This window comes from Lentibacillus daqui (assembly GCF_027186265.1).
GTDB lineage: Bacteria > Bacillota > Bacilli > Bacillales > Amphibacillaceae > Lentibacillus_C > Lentibacillus_C daqui.
In genome coordinates, this window is sequence record NZ_CP114176.1 from 1899390 (window position 1) to 1922609 (window position 23220).

General features: G+C 40.1%; 25 protein-coding genes. 9 read left to right on the forward strand and 16 right to left on the reverse strand.

What is annotated here, in order from left to right:
- Positions 1-24: 24 nt before the first annotated feature.
- Together O2S85_RS18785 and O2S85_RS18790 are read right to left on the reverse strand one after the other, a co-directional pair.
- A complete protein-coding gene (locus O2S85_RS18785; protein ID WP_369419358.1) occupies positions 25-507 on the reverse strand; it encodes a zinc finger domain-containing protein in 483 nt (160 codons plus the stop codon).
- A 32-nt stretch (positions 508-539) separates the two neighbouring features.
- A complete protein-coding gene (locus tag O2S85_RS18790; RefSeq protein ID WP_369419359.1) occupies positions 540-830 on the reverse strand; it encodes a DNA-formamidopyrimidine glycosylase family protein in 291 nt (96 codons plus the stop codon).
- A 175-nt stretch (positions 831-1005) separates the two neighbouring features.
- Between O2S85_RS18790 and O2S85_RS09635 the strand changes: the two genes are divergently transcribed.
- The 3 genes from O2S85_RS09635 to O2S85_RS09645 all read left to right on the forward strand — a co-directional run bounded on the left by O2S85_RS09635 (position 1006) and on the right by O2S85_RS09645 (position 2246).
- Positions 1006-1455 (forward strand): DUF2512 family protein, encoded by a 450-nt coding sequence (locus tag O2S85_RS09635; RefSeq protein ID WP_269409138.1) that lies wholly within the window; start codon positions 1006-1008, stop codon positions 1453-1455.
- 160 nt (positions 1456-1615) lie between these two features.
- The gene (locus O2S85_RS09640; RefSeq protein WP_269409139.1) at positions 1616-1717 is read left to right on the forward strand and encodes a YjcZ family sporulation protein; all 102 of its coding nucleotides are present in this window, start codon (positions 1616-1618) and stop codon (positions 1715-1717) included.
- A gap of 253 nt (positions 1718-1970) precedes the next feature.
- On the forward strand, positions 1971-2246 hold the full coding sequence (locus O2S85_RS09645; RefSeq protein WP_369419360.1) for a YqhV family protein: 276 nt from the start codon (positions 1971-1973) through the stop codon (positions 2244-2246).
- A 21-nt stretch (positions 2247-2267) separates the two neighbouring features.
- On the opposite strand, the gene O2S85_RS09650 is transcribed toward O2S85_RS09645, so the two are convergent.
- From O2S85_RS09650 to O2S85_RS09660, 3 genes are read right to left on the reverse strand one after another with little or no spacing between them, the layout of a single operon-like run.
- Positions 2268-3023: an ATP-binding cassette domain-containing protein gene (locus O2S85_RS09650; protein ID WP_439649391.1), complete on the reverse strand. Its 756-nt coding sequence runs from the start codon at positions 3021-3023 to the stop codon at positions 2268-2270.
- Between the two features lie 19 nt (positions 3024-3042).
- Complete coding sequence (locus tag O2S85_RS09655; protein ID WP_269409140.1) at positions 3043-3807, reverse strand: ABC transporter permease subunit; 765 nt, start codon at positions 3805-3807, stop codon at positions 3043-3045.
- Between the two features lie 22 nt (positions 3808-3829).
- Positions 3830-4786, reverse strand: coding sequence for a sulfonate ABC transporter substrate-binding protein (locus tag O2S85_RS09660; RefSeq protein WP_269409141.1), 957 nt, complete (start codon positions 4784-4786; stop codon positions 3830-3832).
- 235 nt (positions 4787-5021) lie between these two features.
- On the opposite strand from O2S85_RS09660, the gene O2S85_RS09665 reads away from it, so the two are divergent.
- Positions 5022-5522 carry a DUF3231 family protein gene (locus O2S85_RS09665; RefSeq protein ID WP_269409142.1) on the forward strand — a complete coding sequence of 167 codons (501 nt, stop codon included), beginning with the start codon at positions 5022-5024 and terminating at the stop codon, positions 5520-5522.
- A gap of 45 nt (positions 5523-5567) precedes the next feature.
- Complete coding sequence (locus tag O2S85_RS09670; RefSeq protein WP_269409143.1) at positions 5568-6812, forward strand: MFS transporter; 1245 nt, start codon at positions 5568-5570, stop codon at positions 6810-6812.
- A gap of 2 nt (positions 6813-6814) precedes the next feature.
- Here the strand turns inward: O2S85_RS09670 and O2S85_RS09675 are convergent, their stop codons facing one another.
- A complete protein-coding gene (locus tag O2S85_RS09675; protein WP_269409144.1) occupies positions 6815-7426 on the reverse strand; it encodes a YitT family protein in 612 nt (203 codons plus the stop codon).
- A gap of 203 nt (positions 7427-7629) precedes the next feature.
- Here O2S85_RS09675 and O2S85_RS09680 point away from each other — a divergent pair, with 203 nt between their 5' ends.
- From O2S85_RS09680 to O2S85_RS09690, 3 genes are read left to right on the forward strand one after another with little or no spacing between them, the layout of a single operon-like run.
- The gene (locus O2S85_RS09680) at positions 7630-7911 is read left to right on the forward strand and encodes a phospholipase (protein ID WP_367746797.1); all 282 of its coding nucleotides are present in this window, start codon (positions 7630-7632) and stop codon (positions 7909-7911) included.
- 53 nt (positions 7912-7964) lie between these two features.
- Positions 7965-8363: a hypothetical protein gene (locus O2S85_RS09685; protein ID WP_269409145.1), complete on the forward strand. Its 399-nt coding sequence runs from the start codon at positions 7965-7967 to the stop codon at positions 8361-8363.
- A complete protein-coding gene (locus O2S85_RS09690; protein WP_269409146.1) occupies positions 8363-8521 on the forward strand; it encodes a hypothetical protein in 159 nt (52 codons plus the stop codon). The genes O2S85_RS09685 and O2S85_RS09690 overlap by 1 nt, the downstream gene beginning before the upstream one ends.
- A 94-nt stretch (positions 8522-8615) precedes the next feature.
- Here the strand turns inward: O2S85_RS09690 and dsdA are convergent, their stop codons facing one another.
- Complete coding sequence (gene dsdA, locus O2S85_RS09695) at positions 8616-9941, reverse strand: D-serine ammonia-lyase (RefSeq protein WP_269409147.1); 1326 nt, start codon at positions 9939-9941, stop codon at positions 8616-8618.
- 177 nt (positions 9942-10118) lie between these two features.
- Between dsdA and O2S85_RS09700 the strand changes: the two genes are divergently transcribed.
- Positions 10119-10283 carry a hypothetical protein gene (locus O2S85_RS09700; protein WP_269409148.1) on the forward strand — a complete coding sequence of 55 codons (165 nt, stop codon included), beginning with the start codon at positions 10119-10121 and terminating at the stop codon, positions 10281-10283.
- A gap of 96 nt (positions 10284-10379) precedes the next feature.
- Here O2S85_RS09700 and O2S85_RS09705 read toward each other — a convergent pair whose 3' ends face one another.
- From O2S85_RS09705 to O2S85_RS09745, 9 genes are all read right to left on the reverse strand, one after another.
- The gene (locus O2S85_RS09705) at positions 10380-11663 is read right to left on the reverse strand and encodes a hemolysin family protein (RefSeq protein ID WP_269409149.1); all 1284 of its coding nucleotides are present in this window, start codon (positions 11661-11663) and stop codon (positions 10380-10382) included.
- A gap of 333 nt (positions 11664-11996) precedes the next feature.
- A complete protein-coding gene (locus O2S85_RS09710) occupies positions 11997-12866 on the reverse strand; it encodes a 5'-3' exonuclease (protein WP_269409150.1) in 870 nt (289 codons plus the stop codon).
- Positions 12867-12928: 62 nt separating this feature from the next.
- Entirely contained in the window at positions 12929-16546 is a 3618-nt protein-coding gene (locus tag O2S85_RS09715; RefSeq protein WP_269409151.1) for a dynamin family protein, read from the reverse strand.
- Between the two features lie 362 nt (positions 16547-16908).
- The gene (locus tag O2S85_RS09720) at positions 16909-17364 is read right to left on the reverse strand and encodes a CBS domain-containing protein (protein WP_269409152.1); all 456 of its coding nucleotides are present in this window, start codon (positions 17362-17364) and stop codon (positions 16909-16911) included.
- A gap of 232 nt (positions 17365-17596) precedes the next feature.
- Positions 17597-18958 (reverse strand): IS4 family transposase, encoded by a 1362-nt coding sequence (locus O2S85_RS09725; RefSeq protein ID WP_269409153.1) that lies wholly within the window; start codon positions 18956-18958, stop codon positions 17597-17599.
- A gap of 302 nt (positions 18959-19260) precedes the next feature.
- Positions 19261-20790 carry an acyl-CoA carboxylase subunit beta gene (locus O2S85_RS09730; RefSeq protein ID WP_269409154.1) on the reverse strand — a complete coding sequence of 510 codons (1530 nt, stop codon included), beginning with the start codon at positions 20788-20790 and terminating at the stop codon, positions 19261-19263.
- Positions 20791-20818: 28 nt separating this feature from the next.
- Positions 20819-21601 carry an enoyl-CoA hydratase gene (locus O2S85_RS09735; protein ID WP_269409155.1) on the reverse strand — a complete coding sequence of 261 codons (783 nt, stop codon included), beginning with the start codon at positions 21599-21601 and terminating at the stop codon, positions 20819-20821.
- Between the two features lie 30 nt (positions 21602-21631).
- Positions 21632-21844 (reverse strand): acetyl-CoA carboxylase biotin carboxyl carrier protein subunit, encoded by a 213-nt coding sequence (locus tag O2S85_RS09740; protein ID WP_269412542.1) that lies wholly within the window; start codon positions 21842-21844, stop codon positions 21632-21634.
- Positions 21845-21854: 10 nt separating this feature from the next.
- A complete protein-coding gene (locus O2S85_RS09745) occupies positions 21855-23210 on the reverse strand; it encodes an acetyl-CoA carboxylase biotin carboxylase subunit (RefSeq protein ID WP_269409156.1) in 1356 nt (451 codons plus the stop codon).
- Positions 23211-23220 lie beyond the last annotated feature (10 nt).

Here is a 23220-nt window from a genome sequence, read left to right on the forward strand (position 1 = left end):
CTCCTGCGATGAGGTAACTTGCATTTAGTTTTGACATATCGGGCAAAAGAACGTTTTTCGGGATGATATTTTATCTTTAACTATCGGGGTGCTACAGCGTTTACAGGCCTCCCCCTCCCTGTTATAAACATATGTATTGTCAACGTACCCGCCTGTTAATGTATCGTCTTTAAATAGTGGTTGTTCCATGTATCCGCCATACTGGATAGCTCGCTGAAGAATAAACCTGATAGACTGAAATAGCCGGTTTCTTTCCTGATCATTCAGGTCATTAACATGGCGTTCTGGTAACACATGCGCATGCCAGGCAATCTCATCGGAATAACGATTGCCAACTCCCGCCAGAAATTCCTGGTCAACCAATGTTGTTTTTAATTTACCACGTCGTTGTTGCAGTGCCTCTATAAAGGTATCAAGTGAGAAATTCACATCAAGTGGCTCGGGACCAATATCCTTTAACTTCCCTTCCACCTCTGGAGAATAAAGATGAAGATAACCTAATCGCAAACCAATGAAATAAAGATGCTTGTCCCCAAAGGTTAATTGAACTTGCACTGTGCGATCCGGTCTTTCCTCTTCCTTCCCATAAACATGAAGCCACCAAGCATCAAATGCAATAATAGGCAGGAACCATTTTCAAGATGAAATAGCAAGTATTTAGCCCGGCGTTCAATCGCTTCTACCTTTTGATTCAGTACCTTCTGAATAAATTCATCCGAATCCATATTGATCGACTTATTTCGATTAACGATTACTTCAGTGATCTTTTTTCCGACAATTTGTTGCGTTAATAATGTCTTATATGTTTCCATTTCCGGTAATTCCGGCATTGCATCATCACCTCTTATATCTTTAAATAACTAAACCATTATTATCATCTCCAACTTATAGCATTAGATTTTGTTTGCAATGAAATGCTATACATAAGCGAAACTTCCGTGTTGTTTTTAAAAAAATGGACAGGATAAAAATATATCATTCTTAACGAAAGCGGAGGTAGAAAACATGGGACATTTAAAAGTATTGGGTATCAAATTTATCGTGATTTCAATTATCACTTTCTCGACATTCGGCATATTTTTCCAAGCAACATTGACGAATTTATTAATGCTTAGTTTACTTGTAACCGGTATATCTTATCTAGTTGGTGATCTGTTTATCCTTAGAAAATTTGGTAATATCGCTGCCTCAATTGGGGATTTTGCATTATCATTTGTTTCATTCTGGGCATTGGGGAGCTTCGTAATGGGAGCAAGTCTACCCGTTACAATCATTTCGTTAATGGCCGCCTTTTTTACTTCCTTGTGTGAACCATTCATTCATGCTTATATTGTGGAACGTCTTTCAGATGATGACGTGCCTGATCAATTACCAGCCACCAACCAATTACAAACAGAATTTGCCGAAGAAACCGATCCCGAAACACTTCATACAAAAAAAGATCGAGATAATTAAGTTCATAACCTCCTTTTAAACACGCGCATAAAGGAGTTTTTTGTCTAATCCAAATAGTGTTTTGGCACATTTTCATATCCTCATCTATATCTGTCCAATACAACTTTTACAAGCAACCATATGCTATTGTGAAGCCGGATAGAGAAGGGAGGAATTCTAGATGAGTTATGGCGGCGGTGGTGGTGGCTTTGCATTGATTGTCGTGCTCTTTATCTTGCTGATTATCGTTGGTGTCAGCTTTGTCGGTGGCGGAATGTATTAATTACAAGTCCAAATACCCAGTAACAAGCCCCTTTCAGCGTGAAAAAATGAATTGGGAGAACCTGATCAGGATCTCCCGTTTTTTTATTGAACGATGCAACTATTCCGTGTTGCTCTTCTGCTCTGATAAATATGACCAGTATTATTTCCTCCTGCCGTGTTTGAGGTTAAATTATTTTTGAACTTTTCCGATCCTCCAGTCCTTATGTGTACAAGTAGTGCATATAATGAAAAAAGTATGGTTCAGGAGGATAATGATGTTTACCGTTTTGGGAAAAGCTATTGTTGTTATGGCGCTTATCCGAATTTTATCGGGGTGCATGGAGATATTTGCGGCTTATCTAATGATACGATTTAATGAAATTGATAAAGCACTGATTATTAATAGTTCCATCGCTTTGATTGACCCGTTGATTTTGCTCTTGACAACTGCAATTGGTGTTGCGGCCATTGCAGACAGACTATCGATTGGAAAATTTGTTTTTATTATTATCGGTGTTGCGTTTATACTTTACGGGATTAAAAAATGATTCGATAAATCAGCATTTCACCTACATCACAAAATCTTTGGCTTGTTTGTGTTCCATGATTCTTCCTAAAATCTCCTCAATGTACATGGTGAAGGCGGGATGGCTGCGTTGTCTTGGGCGTGGTAAATGGATTACCTGATCCAGACTGATGGTACCATTTTCAATGAGAACAACCCGATCAGCCAGGGACACTGCTTCTTCTACATCATGGGTTACCAAAATGGATGTAAAGTTATTCTTTTTCCATAACGCTTCAATCAGATCTTGCATTTCAATACGGGTAAGGGCATCCAGTGCACCTAATGGTTCGTCAAGCAGCAATAATGATGGGTCATGGACCAATGCCCTTGCCAAGGCTACCCGTTGTTGCTGACCGCCGGAAAGCTTTGCGGGATAATCGTCCATTCGTTCTTCCAAGCCAACTTGTTTTAATGCCTGAACAACCTTTTCTTTTGCATCTTTTGGCAAACCAATACATACGTTATCAAACACTTTCTTCCAGGGGAGCAGACGTCCGTCCTGAAACATGATCCGTGCCTGTTCATTTAAATGATTCAGCTCGTTATCATTAATATAAATAGAACCTTCATTTACCCCTTCCAAACCAGCGATGAGGCGAAGTAATGTACTTTTTCCACATCCACTCTTTCCAACGATTGCGACAAATTCCCCCTTTTTGATGCTGAGATCCAGTCCTTTTAAAACTGGTCGATTAGTATAGCTTTTTTTTACACTTTCAAGTAGAACATGACTTTTTTGTTCCGGAATTACTTTCACTTTATTTTCCTCCCTGTTACTACATATCCCATTTAAGTAATCTTCTCTCCAAATATCTGGCAATAATATCAGATAACTTTCCAAACAAAGCATAAAGAACAATACTAAGCACAATCACATCCATTTGCATAAACTCGCGGGCATTCATCGCCATAAAACCGATTCCTGAATGTGCAGAAATTGTTTCAGCGACGATCAGGGTTAGCCACATGACCCCTAACGAAAAGCGTATACCGACTAATATGGAAGACATTGCCCCCGGTAAAATGACGTGGAAAAATAATCCGACCCCCTTTAGTCCGTAAGCTTTACCCATTTCAATTAATTTTTTGTCAACGGATTTGATCCCATGATACGTATTAATATAGACCGGAAACAGCACTCCCAGGGCAACCAAAAATATTTTCGAGGTTTCATCAATGCCAAACCATAAAATAACAAGTGGAATCAAGGCCAAATGCGGGATATTTCTGAGCATTTGTATCGACGTATCAAAGAATAGATCAGCTATTTTAAACACACCATTAAATAATCCAAATAAAAAGCCAATAACCCCGCCAATCAGAAAACCGATTAAAGCCCTGCTTAAACTGATTCCTACATGATTAACCAATTCACCCGTTGAAAAAAGTTCAACACCAGCTGCAAATACCTGGGTTGGTGCAGGTAAAATCCTTTCCGGAATAGCTCCTACCCATGATAAAAACTGCCATCCAAATAATAATAGCAGCGGGATTAGCCAAGGAGTGATTTTTGCAGCTGATCGATTTATTTTACGTCCCACAAGTCATCCCCCTTTCCTGTAATTATTTCTTCATGATATCTGCTACATTTATCTTCTTCGGTATGATATTCAATCGATAAAATGTATCGGCAATTTCCTGTTGTTCTTTGATAATCTGCTCATTAATCGGATCTACCCCATAAGTCCGACGCTCTACCGACTTTTTCATTGCTTCTTCCTCAATATTTAAGATCGGTGTAAGCATGCTGACCAGTTCATCGTGGTTGTTATTTGCCCACTCGGATGATTTTTTTACCTCTTCCATTACGACATCAACCAAGTCTTGATGTTCCTTGGCAAACTCGTTTGTTGTGATAAAGAAATCGCGATCGGTAGTAAATCCTTCTCCGTTAACAAGTAAGGTCGCGTCAGAAAAAAGCTCTGTTGACGCGGTAAATGGGTCCCAAACTACCATGGCATCCACATCTCCTTGTTCAAAAGCAATTCGTGCATCTCCTGGAGACAGAAAAGCCGGTGTAATATCTGAATACTTCAAACCGGATTTTTCCAATGCTTTTGCCAATAAATAATGTGAACTGGACCCTTTGGCAAAACTCACCGTTTTATTCTTTAAATTAGCAATGGATTTGATATCAGAATCCTTTGGCACTAGGATACCACTTCCCTGAAATTTGGATTTTCCAGCCGCAACAATTTGGAAGTCGGTATTTGCAGCCTGAGCAAAAATGACTGGGGAATTTCCGGTTCTTCCAAAATCAATACTGCCAGCGTTTAATGCTTCGACTAAAGCGGGCCCTTCCTGGAATAACTTCCATTCCACTGTGTATCCAAGTGAATTCAGTTGCTCCTCCAATGTACCAAGTGACTTTAAAATAACGAGGGGGCCATTCTTCTGATAACCAATCCGAATCACATGATCTTGTTCGACATCAGAAGGGGCACTTTCTCCCTTTGAACAACCGGAAAAAACAGCAATAACAAATAACATGCTAAGCAACAATAGAAATCTTTTTCCCATATCCCAAACCTCATCTCTTTGTTAGTCTTAATCTGTTTTTAGCCTATGTATAAATAAAGCATAGGTTCCTGTCCTGAATAAAATCGTTCAAGAGGAAACATGTAAGCACATGCCTTATTTCTGAATCGTTCGTAATACAACATAATTTTTGTTTTTTTAGGGAGACTAAATGAAACGGTGCCTGCTTGCATTCGCAAGGTGCCTCGGCTAGAAATATTTCAGGAGGGTAAATCGCATGGGTATGTTAACCAACAAACCTCAGGAAGAACCACTTCATTCCGGTGAGGTTTTTCATTTATGGTCATATTTACATCATACAAAAACGGTTTTAGTAACAATGCAAGTTCTGATTAACCATACAGGTGACAACGATTTGAAAGTATTGCTCGAGGATTTGCAAGAGAATATCTTTACCCAGGAAGAGCAACAGGTTGAGGAAATTTTAAAGCAAACCGGAATTCGCTTACCACCAGCTCCACCGGATCGTCCTAATGTAGAAGTGCAAGATATTCCGGCTGGTGCCCGGTTTAATGATTCGGAGATTGCTGCACTTGCGCAGAAGGAATTAATGACCGGAAAAATATCGTGCAGCTACATTATGGGCATTGCTATTCGGGAAGATATTCGAACGATGTATGGTGAATTCCATTCCCAAAAAGAGGAATATGAAGTAAAACTATTACAACTTTCCAAAGAAAAAGGGTGGCTTGTTTCCCCACCAATTAATTTGAAATAACAATGCAGAAACTGGAAAAATAAATTCGGAGGAGTTGGAAACAAAGTGGCATCCACATCAAAAAATAAGGGAATGACCATCGTCGCCATTGGATCGATTCCGCTGATCATGACATTAGGAAATTCGATGTTAATCCCGATGCTGCCGGAGATGAAATCCACCTTAAAACTTTCACAAATGCAGGTGAGCCTGACAATTACCGTCTTTTCGATCGCGGCAGCCATTTTAATCCCTGTCGTCGGTTATCTTTCTGACCGGTTTTCGCGAAAAATTGTTATTGTCCCCTCACTTGTTTTATTTGGATTGGGCGGACTGCTTGCGGGAGTTGGTGCGGCTTTTTTTTCACATGCGTATATGTGGATTCTGATTGGCCGAATCATTCAAGGGATTGGTGCAGCCGGGACAGCACCCATCGCAATGGCCTTGACCGGTGATTTATTCAAGGGCGGAGAACAGAGTCGTGTTCTAGGGATTTTTGAGGCATCCAACGGGTTGGGGAAAGTGTTATCCCCAGTTCTAGGGTCGTTATTTGCGTTAATTACCTGGTTTTCCGTGTTTTTTGTATTCCCGGTTATCAGTCTGATTTCTGCTTTACTTTCGTTAATTTTTATTAAAGAAAAGAGCAACCGGCAAACACCACCGCCATTCGCCAAATACATGCATGGGCTGTTGAGTGTATTTAAACATGAAGGAAGATGGATTATTACAACATATCTCGCAGGTGGCACCTGTTTATTTACCTTATTTGGTATCCTTTTCTTTTTATCTGACGTATTGGAAAAGACATATAAAATTGACGGTATTATAAAGGGGCTCATACTCGCAATCCCGTTACTTGTTATGGTTACGACGTCCTATATCACGGGAACCCAGATCGGAAAGAATTTGGAAAGAATGAAAAAATTATCAGTGCTTGGACTTATATTGATGACAATTTCCTATGGTTCACTCGTATTCCTGGAAAAATTAATCCCATTTCTAGCTGTTCTGGCCATCAGCAGTGTTGGAGCCGGACTCGTTCTGCCGTGCGTAAATAGTATTATTACTGGTGCTGTTGGTAAAGAACGCAGAGGTTTTGTTACCTCACTGTATGGCTCTGTCCGTTTTCTTGGTGTTGCCTTGGGGCCGCCGATATTTTCCCGGCTGATGGATTGGTCGCGAACTGGCATGTTTGTTTCCATCGCCGTCCTGACACTCATCGTTGCCCTGCTTATGCTAACATTAATTCATGTCAAAGGAAAAGACGGAAAGGAAAATAAAAATACAACTTTTCGTTATAACTATATGTAGGGCTATTTTTTCCGCCAGCCAAGGGTATATGCCTGATGGAATGTTAAATTACAGACATAATCCACAACCTTGGTTGAAATCCATTGGCTGGAAAATGCGAACAAAATAATTTTCCAGTCAATCATCATGGCGGTTAAAATAAAAATGAAACAATTAATATATAACAATGGCTTTCCCGGCAGAATTTCCCGTCCGGAAGCAATGATCATGGCAACGACACCGACACCACCATTGGAAACATCTTGACGCATTAGCATACCAATCCCTGTGCCAAGAAAAACGGAGCCAAGGACAAGGTCAAATATGATATTTCTTTGCGGGACTTGTATATATTGTTCAAAAAACTGGATGGAAACAGATGTCATCGTCATCCCGACAATCGTCCATAACACAAACGCTTTTCCAAAATATTTAATACCCAGCAACAGCATGGAAAAATTGACAATCCAAAGTGCCAGGCCATTACTAATACCGAACCAATAGTTTAATAATATCGCAATCCCGCCGGCACCACCGGAAGGAATAGAATTAGGAAACAAAAACAGACCCATCCCCATCCCCTGAATGGCTCCTCCAGCTAAAACTAGTCCATTTTTTAACATGAATAATTTCATGAATGCTCCTCCCTCAGATAATGTGAATGTAAATTGGACAACACCTCCCTCTTATCTTATTCTTTTTATAGAGCAAAAATGATCACCGTCCATGCGATTTAGGTTTTCAAACAACCAATGTGGTGGATCGAGCATAAACTGAAATGAAGAAGATTTTCTTGGAAGTAGAGAGGGTTAATAGACATATAAAGGAGATGGAGAACATGCCAAGAAAAAGAAACAGAGGATACCATCACGAGCGTTGTCTATTTCCAGGTTATCGCTGGTGCGGACCAGGTTGTAGCGGCCCTGGTGCACCGATAAATGCAGTGGATGCTGCTTGTAAAGCACACGACCTATGTTACCAAATCCATGGGCATCGATGCAGATGTGATCAAGAATTTATGCGCCGCCTTCGTCCACTGATTAATCCACATACACCGGAGGGACGACATGCTCGTACAATGTATCGTTATATGCGAATAAAATCATTGTTTACATGCTAGTTCTTTTAAAGCATCTGAACATCACATAAATATGACAGGAATCGAGGATATCTATGGGAATAACGAATTATGCCAAATTTGCTTCATTTAAAGATGCTATCTTTTCTTTATCTGGCCAAGTGAAACAAGGGGAGATCGTCAATCATCGTTTTCTTTTAGAGCAATCAGCCGATCAAAAATTATCGATATATTACGCACCAGTCGAATATATACATGAAAAGGCATGCGTCTTAATTGTTGGGATTACCCCGGGTTTCCGGCAAATGCAACAAGCATATAGCAAAGTCGTTGGGCTGAAGGGAACACTAATGAGTGATGAACAAATTCTCCATGAGGCCAAACTTGCTTCGAGCTATCAGGGGCCAATGCGAAAAAACCTGATTCATAAAATACCCGTTGTACTTAGACTAGTTCCATTTCTGTATAATGTTATAAAGAGAGGAGCTTGTTGATGAAATATCTTGACTGGAATGCGGTTTTCTTCGTTGGTGTAACGCTGATTCATGAATATTGGCTCTACTGGGGGTTACCCCAAATTGAATATTGGGAAACAAAACGCATGTACAACAGTATGAATAACGACAAAGATGACAGCAACAAAGCAGCATAAGGTAAAAGGAGTCTGTTCGATGATGATGAACAGACCCCTTTCTAAATTGGGCGGTTTTTGACGCATTGACAGCTTGATTGGATTGTTGCATAGTCTATTTCAGGTTACGCATGAGTATTTTTCCTTTTTCATAAAACTGTTCCATTTCTTTTTTGGGCACAAGTGAACCACCTGTTGCCCATACGATATGTGTTGCTTGGTCCATATTTAAGTGATGATCGCTCGCATAGCTGGTTTGGGCAACTTTACCAGGCCCAGATAACCCCGCTGCAGCTGATGGTTCAACAAATATCCCTTCACTATCAGCAAGCATATATAATTGTTTGAACAAGTCATCGTCGGCCAGCGTATAGATGCCGCTAATATATTGATTGCTAATGGCCGTAGCAAAATGCGAAGGACGTCCAACAGCCAGGCCGTCTGCTTCTGTTCGATTATCAAGGCCAAAGTCCTGGACAGATAATCTATCCTGCTCACCGGTCAAAAGACCAATTAGTACGGCGGGGGAATGGATCGGCTCAACAAAAAAACAATGGACATAGTCACCGAATATTTGTTTCAACCCGAATGTAATACCACCTGGCGAACCACCAACACCACAAGGAAGATACACAAAAAGCGGGTGATTTTGATCAACCAGAATTTGCTGTTGTTCCAGTTGTTCTTTTAGTCTTAAGGCTGCTACACTATATCCCAAAAATAAATGTCTGGAATCCTCATCATCAACAAAATAACCCTGTGGATCCGCCTCTGTCCTTTTTCGCCCCTCCCGAATTGCTTCACTAAAGTCACCGGTGAATTCTTTTACGGTAGCCCCTTTGTCTCGTAATAAATCCTTTTTCCATTGTTTCGCATCACTAGACATATAAACCGTGACATCAAATCCCAATTTGGCACTAATAATACCAATACTTAATCCCAAATTCCCGGTAGAACCGACACCGATCGAATATTGCTTAAAAAATGCTTGAAATGCTTCACTTGCAAATTTTTCATAGTTGGCACCTTTGGTGATCAGCCCCTCATCTAATGCCAGTTTTTCCGCATAATGTAAAATTTCATAAATCCCGCCCCGGGCCTTAATCGAGCCGGCAATCGGCAGTTCATTATCACATTTCAGGTACAGATCACCAGCAAACGGCAGCCTATAATGGCTGATAAGCTGCTCCTTTACGGATGGTATGGGGCGTAATGGAGATTCAACAATACCATGCGTTTCCGGAAATGCCTTAGCTAAAAACGGTGCAAAACGTTTCCATAATAGCGCTGCCTCGACCATATCCGTTTCATCTATAGGTAAAGTAGCATGAGATTCTTTTCTTGAAGGATGAAGCCATACAACCGGTTGTAAATTAAGAATGTCTTGCAGCAAAGGATATTCTTTCGTCCAGTTTTGTAATTGCTGTTCGGTAAATGCCATAATCATCAGCCTTCCTCTGTATCTTTGTTCTTATAATCATCGTATCAAAGACAAATCATTCTCGGAAGAAATTGACATCCATTTACCAAAAAGGAACAGATTATTTCATTTTAAAGGGGTTAAAATATGTGTGTGAGCGTAAACGGTTCACAGATCATACTTTCGGGAGGATCTCCAATGAGCAAACATGATAACAACAAAAGAAACCGCGATAACATTGACAATTTTGATCATGAAATAGATAACGTTGAATTTGCCAGCGAAAATGAATTCCTCGATAATCACGATTTTGATGACCATAACAAACAGCGTAATAACAACCGTCGGAACAATCGTAAATAAAGTGGTTTATTAACTCATAAACCTGTATAACGATTTGCTCGTTGTACAGGTTTTCTATATAGAAACGGAAATTTTCTTTTATCCTAAATGGTTTCGTTAGTTCCTTACTATTTTCACTTTCTTTATCTGATAGCCGTCAATCTCATCAACAACAAATTGAAATCCTTCGTGTTCAACAGTTGTTCCTTTTCGGGCATCTAGATTATTGGCAATAATCCAACCACCGATCGTATCCACTTCTTCTTCCGCCAGGTTTGTTCCTATTTGCTCATTAATATCATCCAGTAGTACCTTTCCATCAACAATTGTTGTTGTATTTGTTACTTTTTCAATCCTTGGTTTTTCATCAACATCAAATTCATCACGAATATCCCCGACGATTTCTTCCAATATATCTTCAACCGTTAGCAAACCTGCTGTTCCACCATATTCATCAATAACGATTGCCATATGAATACGTTCCTTCTGCATTTTGATTAATACTTCTTTAATCGGAGTTACCTCTGAAACATGAATAATCGGCCTAATGTAACGTTCAATTGATTTCTGTTCGTTTTCAATATGCCCTGTAAAAATTTCCTTAAGATTCACTAACCCAACAATATGGTCTTTATCATCATCCGCAACAGGGTATCTCGTATACTGCCCTTCACGGATAACATCTAAATTATCCTTGAAGCTATCCTCTTTGAAGAAACATACCATTTCCATTCGAGGTGTCATAATTTCTTTTGCCAGACGATCGTCAAATTCGAAAATATTGTTAACATACATCATTTCGGATTGATTTATTTCTCCACTTTTATAGCTTTCCGAAAGAATTAAGCGTAATTCTTCCTCTGAGTGGGCTATCTCATGTTCTTGCATCGGTTTAAAGCCGAACAGTCTTATTATTAATCTCGCGGATCCATTTAAAACCCAAATAAACGGGTACATGATTTTATAAAACCAAATAAGTGGTCTGCCTAACCAAAGTGTAATAAATTCAGCCTTTTGAATAGCAATAGTTTTAGGTGCTAATTCACCAACAACCACATGCAGAAAAGTGATGATCAAAAAGGCGATTACAATCGATATGATATGGGAAACCGATGAATTTATTTCCAAATTATGAAAAAACGGTTGCAGAAGACTTGCAATTGCTGGTTCACCCAGCCATCCTATACCCAATGCTGTAACCGTAATACCTAATTGGCAAGCAGATAAATAAGCATCCAAATTATCGATTAGTTTCTTCGCATATACAGCGTTCTTATTTCCTTCCCCGATTAAATGATCAATACGAGTTGTTCGAACTTTTACAATCGCAAATTCGGTTGCCACAAAGAATCCTGTTAACAAGACCAATATGACAACCATAAGTAAGTTAACTATTTCCAATTAATTTTACCCTTGCATCACGTGGACACAAGGAATCCACCTCCGGTTATCCAAAATAGAGTTTTATTTACTGTTGGCTAACACTTAAATATTCTCTTTGGATAAATACACGCTCCATGTGTAAATGATTCAAAAAGAAAGTGTTTATGAAAATTTTTATGGTCTTCCCATCTGAATCACCTACTTTCCTAAGAAAATTATATAATATCAAAAAACATAAATCTAGTAGCAGTGATGAAATTTTAAGAAAGGAGAATGATAAACCTATTTGGAAGATTTTTGGAGACCATAAATGTAATTATAATCAAGGAACTGGATCCGACCCAGCGGTGACTATCCAATTAATTTCACCATATGGGTAAAATCCAGCTCCATAAATTTATCATTGATTTTGTTTTTATCATATTGCCATACCGCTGTCTCCAGCGAACAGTTAATCGGAACATCGCATTTAATTTCAGCTAATTCCCTTGATAGCTGCAACATGTCCATATTGGTTTCAATTTTATTTCGGACACCCTTTGGCAACTGCTCCATATTTTGGAGTAAATTATCAATCGAATCATATTCTTTAATTAGTTTTAACGCTGTCTTCTTGCCAATTCCCTTTACACCCGGGTAATTATCGGACGTATCACCCATTAACCCTTTTAAATCAATGATTTGTTTCGGTGATATCCCTCGTTTTTCATGAAAATTATCGTTCGTAAAAACATCATAATTACCTTGTCCCTTTTTCATGATCGCGACTTCAATTCCATCGTCAACCAGTTGCAGAATATCCTGATCGCCAGTTAAAATCAGGACGTCATTTTCTATTTTATAAAGCTGAGCCAACGTACCAATGCAATCATCTGCTTCAAAATTTTCAACACCAACATTTGGCATATCAAATGCTGCAACAACCTCTTTGACTAAATCAAATTGCGGGATCAGTTCTTCTGGGGGCTCCCCGCGATTGGCTTTATATCCGGCGAATAAATCTGTCCGAAACGTTTTGCTTCCCATGTCCCAGCAACAGACTACATGGGTGGGGGCAAATTTTTCGACAGCATCAAGGAAATACCGTAAAAACTGATAAATCCCGTTGGTCGGTACCCCTTGTTTCGTCTTCATAAAATTTCCTCGGAAGGCTGTTGCATAAAAGCCTCGAAATAACAGGGCCATTCCATCAACCAGCAATATCTTGTTTCGCACGCTCATATAGATTTTCCTTTCCAATAGCGATTCCGGGCTTTGCAATCAGCGCATACCCAGTATCTATTTTACTCGATGATCTGCTTAAGTTCTTGCTGTTTTATTTTCAAATCATCGATATCAACCGTTTCAGTAAGTACGGATAAAGCATCATTAATCGATTGGTTGATCGTGTTCATTGTCTTCTGTTGCATGTATTTCATCATCTCCCGCCATTGTTCTTGATAGGATGCCATCATTTTTGCCTGATTTTCATCAACATATCGCTGTGCAATCGGCGCCAATGTCTGATAGATGTCATCCTTCATATGTTCTTTTTCATTTTTGGCAAAAAATGCTTTTGTTCCTTTAAAAAGCGCCAATGACTTATCAAATATAGCACGGTCTAATTCACGGAAAGCCGGTTCATACTCGGGTGTATTAAAATGACAGGCTGCCAAGTCAGGTAATAAAAGTTTGGGATCGATTTGTGCTGTATCTTCTTTTAAGCCGGTGTAAGCATCGTCAGCAAGTGACTGCATATATGCTTCAACCCGAAGTGAAACCGCACGTAATTCTTGAACGAGTTCATATCCAGCATAATCCAGTAAATCATTTAGGTTCCGGTTCAATTGGCTGGTTGCCTGTTTTCCCGATTCCGTAATGGTTGCCGGGTTAAAGAATTCCTTAAATATATCGTGAAATCGAATGCCTAACCGCTCCATGACATAAAACAACTGTTTCTCCAGTTTTTGTGCAATCTGTTTCTCATATAGATCGGCATCCATGGCATCCACTATCTGTTGCAATGAATCACGTTCGTTTTCAAGCTGAGTACGATATTGCTCCTTTTCCGCCTCGTTAAGATTTGCCGAGGCAATGTAATTAGTTATTGCCTGGTAGGCTCTTTGCATGTCAAGTAAAGCAGCCTGAATCGATAGGCTTGCTAGGTCATTTTGAATAAAGGAGTAAAAATCTTGTTCAAACTGTTGCATGTCACGGCCAACAGGTTCTTCTAGCAGTTTAGCATGTAGCGCCTGTTTGCTCGAAACCGGATATAACTTGGGAAACCGGATTCCAAATTGCAGCAGCTGTTCTTCAATATAACTGGTCACCAAGTGAAGTTCTGTGTCGTCTTTGGCCAGGTCTGCTGCGTTGACAATAAAAAACATTTTATCCAGCTGGAATGAATCCTTCACCCGGCCAAGTTGAATCAAAAAGTCCTGATCCGCGCGGGACAATGCATGATTATAATAGGTGACAAAGCACATCGCATCTGCATATTTGATATAATCAAAGGCTACGTTTGTATGCCGAGAGTTGACAGAATCTGCTCCAGGTGTATCCACCAGCGTAATACCCTGTCTGGTAAGTTCCGACTCATAATAAACATCGATCGATTCTACAAAACATGCTTTGGTTTCATCACTAACATATGCCGCAAAATCATCCAAACCGGTCGAAATAGAATCACCTAACAAATCCTGATGTTCGGCAAAACCGTTGATCATGGCCTGCAAATATGATTGATGCAGTTGTTTTAATTCACTATTTTGCTGGATGTCGTTATCTTTTACCCATTGCAGTAAGTCGGCTAAGCTGGTTGCTGATGGGTTAAATGGTTTGGTGATCGTTACCAGGTCATCGAACAATGCCTTCTTCTCTTTCATATGAACGATTACCGTACCATGACTGTGCGACGTTGTAACCGGGCAAATCCGGTTGATTGCTGCCGTTGTTGGATTAGGAGAAACCGGCAGTACCTGTTCACCCAGCAAGGCATTAGCAAACGATGATTTTCCGGCACTAAATGCCCCAAACAAGGCGATCGTGTAGGTCCTGTTAGTTAATCGATCACGTTTTTCGATCAAATCGTCGACAATCGTCTGGAACCCTGGTAATCCCTCCACTTTTTCGATTGTTTTATCAATGTTTGTACATACCTGTTTACTGGATGGAGAATCTTGATCTGTTGTTGTTGAAATTGTTTCCGGTTCAGATACAGATTCTTTTATCTTCGTCGTGGCAGTCTGTTCCATAGTGAGTGGTTGCTCAAAGTTTTGCTGTCGTTCTGCCAGGATTTGATCCAGCGACATATCCCCGGTATTTGTAGGATGCGCGAATTGTTCTTCCAATTGATTTAATTGATCCTGATAGGTTTGCGCTAATTTACTTTTTTCCTCTTCCATGTTTAGACTTCGATTGATCTGGTCCAATTCCGCTTCAAAGGTGGAACGTTTCTTTTTATCCTTCTGTGCCAGCTGTTTATCAATTATTTCCCAAAGTCCAAGTGCTTTTTGTTTATACTTTTGTTTAATATCCTGACTGACCTCATTGGTATAATGCAAAACCGATTGACCATTCACTTTTGCACCGGGGTTCACCAAGGCAATCAGATCATCTGTCGTATAATCAATCGCAATTTGCTGTATTGCTGCTATGAGTTTTTGGTCCGTAATTCCCGATTGTTTTAGCAGGCTGGTTAATTTATCACGTAATTTCCATTGGATAGTTGACTCCATAGTTTCCTGCAAAGCTAATAAAAAAGTTTCTTGCCTGAGTTCTCTTTCTGCTGCTGTTTTTTTCTTGGCGCCAAAAAAACCAACCTTAAAATCTTGCTGCTGTGCCTCCAAAAAGGCAGCTGCTTTTTCACGCAAGCCATGCGGCATCAGATAGGCATTTTTCAATGTTGCTTCTAATTCTTGTCGAAATCCTTGTTCCAATGTTTGGTGATCATGCTCCATCTCGCTGATCCGCTGTTCAATAGACTGCTTTTGTTCGTAAATGTCTGCGATGTCCATTGCTGTTTCAGGGTAGGCAGCAATTTTTTCTGTAAACACATTCGTTAATTCCTGGCGATGTTCATCCATTACCTGACGAACGGATTGGGTAATGGAATCGATGAAATTACGTTTTTCCTTCAACCGTGCAAACACATCTGACTTTAATTGTTGAAATTGATTATATTTCGTATGCTGATCCATTAATGAAGAATAATAGATTGCTTCTGGAACGATATTCCAATTGGCAAATGTTTGATCTACTCTGTCTGCAAATGTCGCAAACGAAAGCTCTTTGTCGTCATGTTTATCAATTTGATTAATTACTACAAAAAAAGGAATCTGCTTCTCATTTAACGTTCGTAAAAATTGCAGATTAACCTCGGATTGGACATGGTTATAGTCCATCACATATACAAGCAAATCAACCAGGTGCATGGATGCCTCTGTAATCAGCCGGTCTGCATCATCTGCTGCATCAATGCCCGGAGTATCAAAAAGTGCTGTGTTCGTTGGAATGATTGGTGAAGACGTACTTATTTCTATCTTTTTGATATTCTCTTTGTCCTTACAGTAATTTTTGATTGTTTCCATATCATAAGGTTCCTGATATTCTACTGGCGCCTGATCATGAAAGAATACCCTGACAGAGCCTCGGCCGGAAGTGATTTTAACGACATTGGCACTCGTTGGGATCGGGCTCTCTGGCAGAATGGCTGTCCCCAATAGTGTATTAATCATTGTAGACTTTCCCGCTGAAAAATGACCGGCAAAACTAATGACATATTCTTGACTTTTAAATTTTTCATAGATACCAAGTATTTTATCCGCACTTGTTTTATCGAAAGCATCAAGCATGGTCTCGTATAGTGCGGTTAATTGGTTGATCCCCACTTGTTGGGATGGCAAGGTTGCTGATTCCAACATACACAATTCCTTTCTTCATCGGCGAATGTTCTAAAGGTCTGTTGCATACGCGCATTTTTTGCTTTCTTTTGTAAACACACATCTAAACGTCATATACATCATTATTATACGGTTTTTCACAAATAAATGCTACCACTTGAAGTTGATTTGTCAATCATCCGTAAGAGTGCGTGTTCAAAAAGGAGGATAAAAAGGACCGAGAAGTTCTAGGCGGCGTAGCTTTGAGCACCGGAGTGTACATAAAAAGTACATGAGGAGCGGAAAAGCAAGCTAACGACGAAATTCGAAGGTCATTTTTACCGGACTTTTTGAACATCCTCTAAAATTAAAACTCCTGTGAGCAGATATACACAGGAGTATCATCATAGCAATTTGGTTGTAATATAGCGGATAATGTCCCCGCGGCTTATGACTCCAACTACTTTATGGTCGCTATCAATAACCGGTATTTTTTTGAAGTGATGCTTGGACAAAATCGAAATAGCACTATCCAAATCATCATCAGGGTGTACATAATAGGTATCTTTTTTTCGTCTCATGTCACCGACAGCCTGACCAATGGCATAGTCCAGTTTATGTTGTAATTCTTCCTTTTCCGTTACAAACACGAGCGAAAACATGTCATAAACGGTTCTGCCTCTTGGATTTAGATAACGAACCACATCCCCGTCTGTAATCATTCCTTGTAATGTATTTGTTTCATCTACTACTGGAACACCGCCAATTTTATGTTTGACCAGTAATTCCAGTAATTCCTTAATGGACTGATCCTTGGTTACAGAAATAACATCTGTAATCATAAATTCGCTTACTTTCATTCCCTCACCTCATTTTGGTTTGTCTGTTACGTTACTACCATTTTAACTATTTTGAGGGATCATTAAACATGTCAATTCCCTCAGCGGCATCCATTATCCGTATCGTATGAAAGTCAGTAAAACATTCTCCACTTTTTCATGCATTTAGCGAATTGTATACCCCCACCTCTAATCACGAGGAAGTCTGAGAACTTTCGTTTTGTCATCTCTTTACGTTTAGAATATCATTAACTCAACTTTCGCAGCACAAATTAGGCAGGTACACCTTGATATAGTTAGGCAGACCTGCAGCCCAATGCTGTAGTTGACTTTTGATTAGTTTTTTAAATTTACTATTTGTCTTTTTTAGGGCATCTTCAAGAAGCTCGATTAATTGCTGTAGTGCCACAGCCCAATCAAGTTCCTTTACCTCATCACAGAGTTCATAAAACATACCGCCGAGTGTACGGTCGTCTGTACTGCATCGATTTTGCCAGGACAATAGGATATACCTTGTGAATACAATCGTTGTATGGGCGATAAGAGAGTCATATGATCTACCTTGAAACTCTTTTTGAAGTTTCAAAAGGGACTTCGTTGCCTTAAAGAAAACTTCAATATCCCACCGCATGCCATAAATGCGGATAATTTCTTGTTCGGTTAATGTACAATCTGTGCTCAAGATTGCCAGCCATTCGCTCTTCTTATTTCGATTGCGAATAAATACAATTTTCACATCCACCCCATTCTTCATTGTGGTATGAATGGAACGCAAAATGTTTTTATGATGTGCTGTAGGTTTAGCTAACCGATACAACTGTTTCAAACCAACCCAGTTGTCATTAACCAGGTATCTTTGGTTGGTATCTTTAACCATGCCAATAACGTCAACACCTTGTTCTACAATGGATCCTATAAGTGGCTGCTGTGTGAACCATGAATCCATTAAAACGTAGGATGCGTCAATACCTTTGGAGAATGCACGTTTGATCATTCCCGGTAATTGTTCTGGAGCTTTTTGTAAAGCTTCTTGTCGTCTTTTATAACCAGACGTACGCTTATCGATGCTTTCATTTATGCCGTTGATTACAGCCTTTTGAGAGCTCAACAACGAGAAATCAATTGGCATAAAAGTGGCGCCATCAGACCAACCAAGCGTGAGCATACGAAACCCTTTATAATAACGCATTTTTTGGGAAGCGTGATCAAAACAGCGGGCAAGTAACTCTACTTTTTTACTACGGTTCCGTTCATAAGATGAATCATCAACAATTAGTACTCTCGGACGGTCATTTTTAGTTAATGTGCTAACTTTACTAATAGTGGCTGCACTTAATGAAAGCAAAAAGCGTCGCCAATTGTATCTTGGGTTGTTTAGGAAACGGTATATCGCATTCTTTTCAGGTAGACTATCCGATTTCTTGCTTTGCAAAAGTCTGAACCAGTTTTTACCTTCGAAGATCAGACAGAAAATGAGTTTGAAAATATAAGCACAAGTGAAACCAAGGTTTTTATTGATCCCTGCGTCCCTTAGGTGTTTTAGAATATTTAATTCGTCAAATGCAGATTTTAATTCTTTTGGCAGTTGATTTTCTTTGTCATTATTCGCTATCATAGTAGTAGGCACCTCGCTCATGGTAGTTTTTTCTAGTCAATTAAACTATACCAAAAGTGGAGGTGTTTTTCTTTTATAACGATTGAATGTCAAGAACTATATTTGATTTATCACACGCTACGTCGCGGCTTAGTTAAATTAACTTTTTACTCCGCGAAAGTTGAGTCATTAAAAGGGGAAAAATGGAATAATTTTGTTTGAGTATACATAATAATATTATGGTAAATTATATGATTAATATTTTTAAAGAAAAAATCACCATATCGTTTCCGATGAACGATATGATGATTTTGTGGTGATAATCAGACCGGATATACGCCGTGTTTTCTTTCTGTAAAAGTTACCTGTTTCGTTTCATACATGGCAAAGCGAGTAACGAGCTCAGATCTCAGATTTTCCGGATCAATGATCGCATCAACGACCAGTTCAGAAGCCAAACGATAGATATCAATATCGTCTTTATATTCTTCTTGCTTTTCTTTAATAAACGCTGGCCGTTCTGCTTCTGGGAGGGCAGAAATTTTGTTGGCATAGACAGCATTAACTGCCGCCTCCGGACCCATGACAGCTATTTGTGCAGATGGTAACGCCAGACAGCAATCCGGTTCAAAAGCCGGCCCAGCCATCGCGTATAATCCTGCTCCGTATGCCTTTCGAACAACTACTGAGATTTTTGGCACGGTTGTTTCACTCATGGCTGCCAGCATTTTGGCACCGTGACGGATAATTCCTGCCTGCTCTACTTTTGTGCCAATCATAAAACCGGGTATATCCATTAAGAACAGTAATGGAATATGAAAGGCATCACATAGTTGAATAAATTTGGCTGCTTTATCAGCCGAATCCGGAAACAGCACACCACCTTTTGCACGCGGTTGGTTGGCGATGATACCGACCGATTTTCCATCCATTCGGGCAAGACCGGTAATCAGTTCCTTGGCAAATTTCTTCTTAATTTCGCAAAAACTGTCTTCATCAATCATTTGTTCGATAAGATCATACATATTAAATGGCGCATTTTGGTTGTCCGGGATCAAATCGGCGATCGTCTTTTCTCCCGTTTTCGGCGCTTTTGCCTTAACAGATTGTGGTTTCTCTTTAAAATTGGCGGGAAAATAACTTAAATAATTTCTTGCATAAGCAATGGCTTCCTGTTCGGTCTTAACAAGGACATCACCACACCCGGACACAGAACAGTGCATTTTTGCCCCGCCCATTTCCTCAAGAGAGACTTTTTCACCAATTACCTTTTCGGCCATCCTTGGTGAACCCAGGTACATAGAAGCATTGCCATCGACCATAATCACGATATCGCAAAAAGCCGGTATGTATGCACCACCTGCAGCCGATGGGCCGAACAACAAACAAACTTGCGGTACTTTGCCGGATAATTTAATTTGATTGTGAAAGATCCTTCCTGCCCCACGCCGTCCAGGAAACATTTCCACTTGATCGGTTATCCGCGCCCCTGCAGAATCAACCAGATATAGCATCGGTAGTGCCAGTTTATCCGCCGTCTCCTGAATCCGGATGATCTTCTCAACCGTTCGTTTCCCCCATGATCCAGCCTTTACCGTTGAATCATTGGCCATGACACAGACGTTTTGCCCATTGATACGGCCAATACCGGTGACAACACCATCAGACGGCAAGTCACCATCCATACAGTTGGCAAAAAAAGCATCCTCTACATCAATATCATGATCAAAAAGCATTGCTAATCGTTCACGAACAAACAGTTTTCCTTTTTCGGCATTCTTTTGATGATATTTTTCTTTTCCACCTGTTTTTATCTTTTCTATACGTTGTTGCAGGTCATCTACGTAAGCCATGCTGAACCTCCTACTACATCATACATCATCATTCACCTGTATAAACCGGTTTTCTTTTTTCTTCAAATGCTTGTAAACCTTCATTACGGTCGTTGGTTGAAATGGTTTCTTTATAACATAAATGTTCAATCGCAAGTCCAGTAGTAATGTCTGTCTGATAACCCTGGTTAATGGCTGTTTTAGCCTGTCGTAATGCGATTGGACCATTTTTGGCAATCGCTTTTGCCAAATCCAGTACATCATCCAAAAGTGTCTCTTTGGCGCTTATTTGTTCCACCAAACCAAGTTCAAGTGCTTTAGCGGCGGTAATACGTTCGGCTGTAAAAATCATCTTTTTGGCTTGACCCAATCCGATTAGCCGGCTTAAACGCTGGGTTCCACCTGCACCGGGAATAATCGCTAATGAAGTCTCGGTTAATCCCATTTTTGCCTTTTCTGATGCGACACGGATATCACAAGCCAAAGCTAATTCCAGCCCCCCTCCGAAAGCGGCGCCATTAATGGCAGCGATAACGGGAACATTAATTTGTTCAACATTTGTTACCGTTTCCCCAATCTTTCGGACAGCAGCAATTGTTTGTGCATTGCCCATACCTTTTCGTTCTTTTAGATCGGCACCTGCGCAAAATGCTTTTTCTCCTTGTGCAGTGATGATCACACAACGAATGGTTTTATCCTGATTAATGTTGTCAATGCAAGCGTTCAGCTCACTTAACAGTTTTCGAGACATGGCATTCGCGGCATCAGGCCGATTCAAGGTCACCACGGCAACATGGTCGGCTAGTGTTTCATATTGAACTACTGAAGTCATGACAATCTCCTTCCATTTGGTTCAATGATATCATTCGATAATTGCAATAACATCGCCCTCGTTGACAAAATCACCTTCTGCCACTTTGATCTCTTTCACTGTCCCTTCGTCTTCTGCGCCAATGGGAATTTCCATTTTCATCGATTCTAAAATAACAATATCCTGATCTTCTTGTACTTGCTCACCTTCTTTTACGGTAACTTTCCATACACTTCCTGCCATTGATGCTTTTACTTCCATGATAAATCCTCCCTTAATTTGTTTTAATCATTGGTAAATAATATTCTTGCACAAAAGCGGTTGTCGTGTTCCCAGCTTTAAACTGGTCATGGTCAATAACAGCTTTTAACATTGGAATGTTTGTTTTAATACCATCAATATGATAACTTTCCAGTGCTGTTTTCAACCCTGAGATAGCTTCTTGCCGTGTTTCACCGGTGACAATTAACTTGCCGATCATTGGATCATAAAATGGTGTCACATCATAATCGCTGGTCACTGCAAGTTCATTACGGATATGATCACCGGTTGGCGCCTGCATTGTTGTAATGTGACCCGGTGATGGGTAAAATGTGACTGGATCTTCAGCATAAATCCGCACTTCAATCGCATGTCCCTTGATTGTTAAAGTATCCTGATCAATAGTTAATGCCTTCCCATTTGCGATATTCAATTGTTCCTCAACAATATCAAGTCCGGTAATTTCCTCGGTAATCGCATGCTCAACCTGGATTCTTGTATTCATTTCAAGAAAATAGAAGTTCTCGTTTTCATCGACAAGGAATTCAATCGTGCCGGCATTTGTATAACCGATTGCTTTAGCGGCTTTGACTGCGGTTTCACCCATTTTTTTTCGGGTTTTTTCAGAGATGAATGGAGATGGCGCTTCTTCGACAACCTTTTGATTTCGGCGCTGGATCGAACATTCCCGTTCAAATAAATGGACAGCGTTTCCATCATTGTCCGCCAGAATCTGGATCTCGACATGACGGGCATGCTCCAATTTTTTCTCCATAAACATCGCACCATCACCGAAAAAATTTTCAGCCCGCTTGGAATTACTGGCAAACGCTTTTGCTAGTTCAGCATCTGACTGAACGACTTGCATGCCAATACCCCCGCCGCCTGCCGAAGCCTTTAACATAATGGGATAACCGATGCCCTTGGCAATTTGCAAAGCTTCTTCCACGGATGCGACTCCACCTTCAGTACCGGGAACAACTGGTACACCCGCCTGTTGCATCGTTTTTCTTGCTGCAATTTTACTGCCCATTTTTTGCATAATCTCGCCAGCTGGGCCAATGAAAATGAGTCCTTCATCTTGACACTTTTGGGCAAATACGGCATTTTCGCTTAAAAAACCATAGCCTGGATGGATTGCGTCGACATCGGCTCTTTTGGCGATTTGCAGGATCTTATCTGTGTTCAAATAACTTTCGTTTACCCGTGGTGGTCCGAGTAAATAGCTTTCGTCTGCAAGTGCAACGAATGGTGCTTTTTGATCAGCTTCCGAATATACAGCAACCGTTTGGATACCCATCTTTTTACACGTACGGATAACTCTTGCGGCTATTTCCCCACGATTAGCGATCAGTACTTTGTTAATCATATGCCCACTC

Excerpts from the sequence above, each read along its gene's own strand:
- O2S85_RS09675 (WP_269409144.1), bottom strand. The coding sequence starts at position 7,426 with ATGAAATTATTCATGTTAAAAAATGGACTAGTTTTAGCTGGAGGAGCC.
- O2S85_RS18790 (WP_369419359.1), bottom strand. The coding sequence starts at position 830 with ATGCCGGAATTACCGGAAATGGAAACATATAAGACATTATTAACGCAA.
- O2S85_RS09680 (WP_367746797.1), top strand. The coding sequence starts at position 7,630 with ATGCCAAGAAAAAGAAACAGAGGATACCATCACGAGCGTTGTCTATTT.
- O2S85_RS09725 (WP_269409153.1), bottom strand. The coding sequence starts at position 18,958 with ATGATAGCGAATAATGACAAAGAAAATCAACTGCCAAAAGAATTAAAA.
- O2S85_RS09715 (WP_269409151.1), bottom strand. The coding sequence starts at position 16,546 with ATGTTGGAATCAGCAACCTTGCCATCCCAACAAGTGGGGATCAACCAA.
- dsdA (WP_269409147.1), bottom strand. The coding sequence starts at position 9,941 with ATGGCATTTACCGAACAGCAATTACAAAACTGGACGAAAGAATATCCT.
- O2S85_RS09635 (WP_269409138.1), top strand. The coding sequence starts at position 1,006 with ATGGGACATTTAAAAGTATTGGGTATCAAATTTATCGTGATTTCAATT.
- O2S85_RS09700 (WP_269409148.1), top strand. The coding sequence starts at position 10,119 with ATGAGCAAACATGATAACAACAAAAGAAACCGCGATAACATTGACAAT.
- O2S85_RS09665 (WP_269409142.1), top strand. The coding sequence starts at position 5,022 with ATGGGTATGTTAACCAACAAACCTCAGGAAGAACCACTTCATTCCGGT.
- O2S85_RS09720 (WP_269409152.1), bottom strand. The coding sequence starts at position 17,364 with ATGAAAGTAAGCGAATTTATGATTACAGATGTTATTTCTGTAACCAAG.
- O2S85_RS09745 (WP_269409156.1), bottom strand. The coding sequence starts at position 23,210 with ATGATTAACAAAGTACTGATCGCTAATCGTGGGGAAATAGCCGCAAGA.
- O2S85_RS09685 (WP_269409145.1), top strand. The coding sequence starts at position 7,965 with ATGGGAATAACGAATTATGCCAAATTTGCTTCATTTAAAGATGCTATC.
- O2S85_RS09660 (WP_269409141.1), bottom strand. The coding sequence starts at position 4,786 with ATGGGAAAAAGATTTCTATTGTTGCTTAGCATGTTATTTGTTATTGCT.
- O2S85_RS09645 (WP_369419360.1), top strand. The coding sequence starts at position 1,971 with ATGATGTTTACCGTTTTGGGAAAAGCTATTGTTGTTATGGCGCTTATC.
- O2S85_RS09640 (WP_269409139.1), top strand. The coding sequence starts at position 1,616 with ATGAGTTATGGCGGCGGTGGTGGTGGCTTTGCATTGATTGTCGTGCTC.
- O2S85_RS09710 (WP_269409150.1), bottom strand. The coding sequence starts at position 12,866 with ATGAGCGTGCGAAACAAGATATTGCTGGTTGATGGAATGGCCCTGTTA.
- O2S85_RS09690 (WP_269409146.1), top strand. The coding sequence starts at position 8,363 with ATGAAATATCTTGACTGGAATGCGGTTTTCTTCGTTGGTGTAACGCTG.
- O2S85_RS09730 (WP_269409154.1), bottom strand. The coding sequence starts at position 20,790 with ATGGCTTACGTAGATGACCTGCAACAACGTATAGAAAAGATAAAAACA.
- O2S85_RS09735 (WP_269409155.1), bottom strand. The coding sequence starts at position 21,601 with ATGACTTCAGTAGTTCAATATGAAACACTAGCCGACCATGTTGCCGTG.